General features: G+C 63.6%; 4 protein-coding genes. 1 reads left to right on the plus strand and 3 read right to left on the minus strand.

The genetic code is table 11. The annotated features are described in order from the left end of the window. Window positions 1-101: 101 nt before the first annotated feature. Window positions 102-755, plus strand: a complete 654-nt coding sequence (locus VFB05_RS13735; protein ID WP_325013238.1) for a HupE/UreJ family protein — start codon at window positions 102-104, stop codon at window positions 753-755. 4 nt (window positions 756-759) lie between these two features. Here the strand turns inward: VFB05_RS13735 and VFB05_RS13740 are convergent, their stop codons facing one another. The 3 genes from VFB05_RS13740 to VFB05_RS13750 form a co-directional block, all read right to left on the minus strand. Continuing rightward, window positions 760-1,458, minus strand: coding sequence for a pyrimidine 5'-nucleotidase (locus VFB05_RS13740; protein WP_325013240.1), 699 nt, complete (start codon window positions 1,456-1,458; stop codon window positions 760-762). A gap of 14 nt (window positions 1,459-1,472) precedes the next feature. Then, window positions 1,473-2,252, minus strand: coding sequence for a DUF1194 domain-containing protein (locus VFB05_RS13745; RefSeq protein ID WP_325013242.1), 780 nt, complete (start codon window positions 2,250-2,252; stop codon window positions 1,473-1,475). Beyond that, window positions 2,222-2,879 (minus strand): DUF1194 domain-containing protein (locus VFB05_RS13750; RefSeq protein ID WP_325013244.1); only part of this gene is annotated, 658 nt, incomplete at its 5' end. The genes VFB05_RS13750 and VFB05_RS13745, both read right to left, overlap by 31 nt.

Here is a 2,879-nt window from a genome sequence, read left to right on the forward strand (position 1 = left end):
GTTGTCGGGTGAAGGGGCCAGGACTGTCAAGACTTGCACCGGCCCCGGGTAATGGGGCTAGCATTGGCGCGGAAGACGCGAAGACGGGCATGGGGGCAGGCATGAGCAAGACAAAGGCAGGCACGCTGCGTCCAAAGGGTGCGGTTTGTGGATCCATCCTAATTCTCGCGGGATTTGTGCTTTCCGCCAGCCCCGCCGCGGCGCACCACGTCATGGGGGGCCGCCTGCCGGTGACATTCATCGAGGGTCTGCTGTCCGGCCTCGGCCATCCGGTAATCGGTCTCGACCATTTTGCCGCTGTCATCGTCGTCGGTTGCCTCGCCGCCTCGCTGCCTCGGGGCGCGCTGCTCACGGCCGGCTTCGTGATCGCGATGATGGGGGGCGTCACCTTGCATGTGGCCCAGGCAACGATTCCGGCCGGCGAGGCGCTGGCGGCGCTGTCGGTCGTGGCGCTTGGTCTTGTGATGTTGCGGGCACGCCCGGCGTCATCGACGGCTGCGCTCGGTCTCTTCGTGCTCACGGGATTGTTCCACGGCTATGCGCTGGGAGAATCCATCGTCGGTGCGGAGCCGGCGCCGCTTTACGCCTATCTCGCCGGGCTTGCGATCATTCAATCCTTGATCGCGCTTGGGGCGATGACTGCGGTGCGATGGCTCTCCGCGCGCGACGCCTTCGCGCCCATCGGGCTGCGGCTGGCGGGAGCGGCTATCGCCGGTTTCGGCTTCGCGTTGTTCGCGCAGCAGCTCGGCGCCTGAGACGTCACGCCGCGCGGAGGCGCCGAAGAAAGCCGGCGAGATCGTCGGTGACGTGATCGACGTGCGGCGCGTCGCGGCCTTCCATCTCCCAATCCTCGCGCAACACCTCGCGCGTGCCCTCAGGGATCACCAGCACCGTCGTCATGCCGAGCGAATGAGGAGTCGCCAGATTGCGGGCGAGATCCTCGAACATCGCAGCCTTGGCGGGGTCGACGTCGTGACGGTCGAGAAAGCGCGCATAGGTCTGCGGCGAGGGTTTCGGTTCGAGCTCGGCGGCGACGATATCGAACACATCCTCGAAATGCGCGCCGATGCCGAGCCGCTCCATGACAACGTCAGCGTGCTTGCGGGTGCCGTTGGTCAGGATGAGCTTGCGCCCATTGAGCCCTTCGATGGCCTTTCCCAAGGCCGGATTTGGCTCGAGCGGCGAATGGTCGATCTGGTGCACGTATTCCAGGTAATCGTCCGGATGCATGCCGTGCTCCGTCATCAGCCCGCGCAGCGTCGTGCCGTAGCGCCGGTAATAATCCTTTTGCAGGCGAAAGGCCTCCTGCTGCGACAGGTCGAGCTGGCGGGCGATGTAATCGCGGATGCGCTCATCCACTTGCTGCCACAGGTTCACGTGCGGCGGATAAAGCGTGTTGTCGAGGTCGAAAATCCAGGTCTCGATGTGATCGAAACCGCGGCGCTTCAAATCGTTCATATCAATCAAGCGGGCTAGGGGCTCTTCGCCAGGACGGCGCCCCACTTCGATATATTGGGATCGTTTGGGTCACCCGCTATCTCCAGGATCAGCTTTTTCAGAATGGCGTCGGCGAAATTCTCGTAATCCGCCGCCGGGATCATGAAGGCGCCGGGCCCGCCGATGACGGAATTGCGATAGTAGGTGTCGAGCGCGGGATCGAGCGAAAGGATCGGCAACCCGTTGATGCCGATGCCGGCGGCGACCGCGTCGTCCCGCGCGTCGGTCACCGAGCGTCCGCGGTTGTTGATTCCGTCGCCCGAAATATCAATCGTGCGCCGCTGCGATTTGTACGGGCTTTGCGCCAGTAAGCTCATCCCCATGTCGATGGCCCCGCTGATCGAGGTGCCGCCGCCGAACAGTTCGCGCGGCGCAGCGGCGATGGCATCGGCGAAGGCCCGGGCCGAGGCTTCGTCCTTGATCAGGGTCCAGGGCACCGCCTGGACATGAAGGAAGGGGCCGGTCCATTGCACCATCGTGACGGCAATGGCCTGCTCGCCGCCGGAGGCGATGGCACGGATCACCTGTGGGTTGCGGAACGCCGCCGCATAGCCCTGCTTCTGCAACTCGAAGCGCGCATTATTGACGCTGCCGGAGGCATCGACCGCGAGCACGAGCTGGACGTCGACATTGGCGTTGTCGGCGGCAATCGCGCCCCTATCAAAGATCGCGGCCCATAGCGCCGCCGCCAGCGCCAGCAGCGCCAAGGAGACGCGGATTGCCTTCACCGCTTGCTTGCTAGGACGGCGCCCCATTTTCCCATCATCGCCGGATCGTTTTCGTTTTGCGCGATTTCCAGGATCAGCTTTTTCAGGATTGCATCGGCGAAATTTTCATAGCTGCTTGCCGGGATCATAAATGCCCCCGGCCCACCGATGACCCGGGAAAAATAATAGCTGTCGAGCGTCGGCTCTACCGAGAGGATTGGCAGCCCGTTGATACCGATGCCCTTGGCCACCGCATCGTCGCGCGCATCGGTCACCGAGCGCCCGCTGCTATTGGCACCATCGCCGGAAATGTCGATGGTGCGCCGCTGACTCTTGAACGGGCTTTGTGACAATAGCTGCACGCCGGTGTCGATGGCGCCGCTGATCGAGGTGCCGCTGCCGCCGAACAGCTCGCGCTCGGAGTGGGCGATGGCATCGGCTAGATGCTGTGCCGAGGCCGTGTCGTTGACCAGCGTCCAGGGCACGACCTGCACAAAGTCAAACGGCCCCGTCCATTGCACGAAGGTCACCGCGATGGATTGCAGCGATCCGGAAGCAATCGCCTTCATCACCTGCGGATTGCGAAACGCCGCGACATAGCCCTGTTTCTGCAGATCGAAACGCACGTCGTTGACGCTGCCCGAACAGTCAACCGCGAGCACGAGCTGGAGATCG

Source organism: Bradyrhizobium sp., assembly GCF_035652035.1.
Lineage (GTDB): Bacteria > Pseudomonadota > Alphaproteobacteria > Rhizobiales > Xanthobacteraceae > Bradyrhizobium.

What these genes read in the sequence shown, in the direction of transcription:
- VFB05_RS13745 (WP_325013242.1), bottom strand. Translation starts at nt 2,252, where the DNA reads ATGGGGCGCCGTCCTAGCAAGCAAGCGGTGAAGGCAATCCGCGTCTCC.
- VFB05_RS13735 (WP_325013238.1), top strand. Translation starts at nt 102, where the DNA reads ATGAGCAAGACAAAGGCAGGCACGCTGCGTCCAAAGGGTGCGGTTTGT.
- VFB05_RS13740 (WP_325013240.1), bottom strand. Translation starts at nt 1,458, where the DNA reads ATGAACGATTTGAAGCGCCGCGGTTTCGATCACATCGAGACCTGGATT.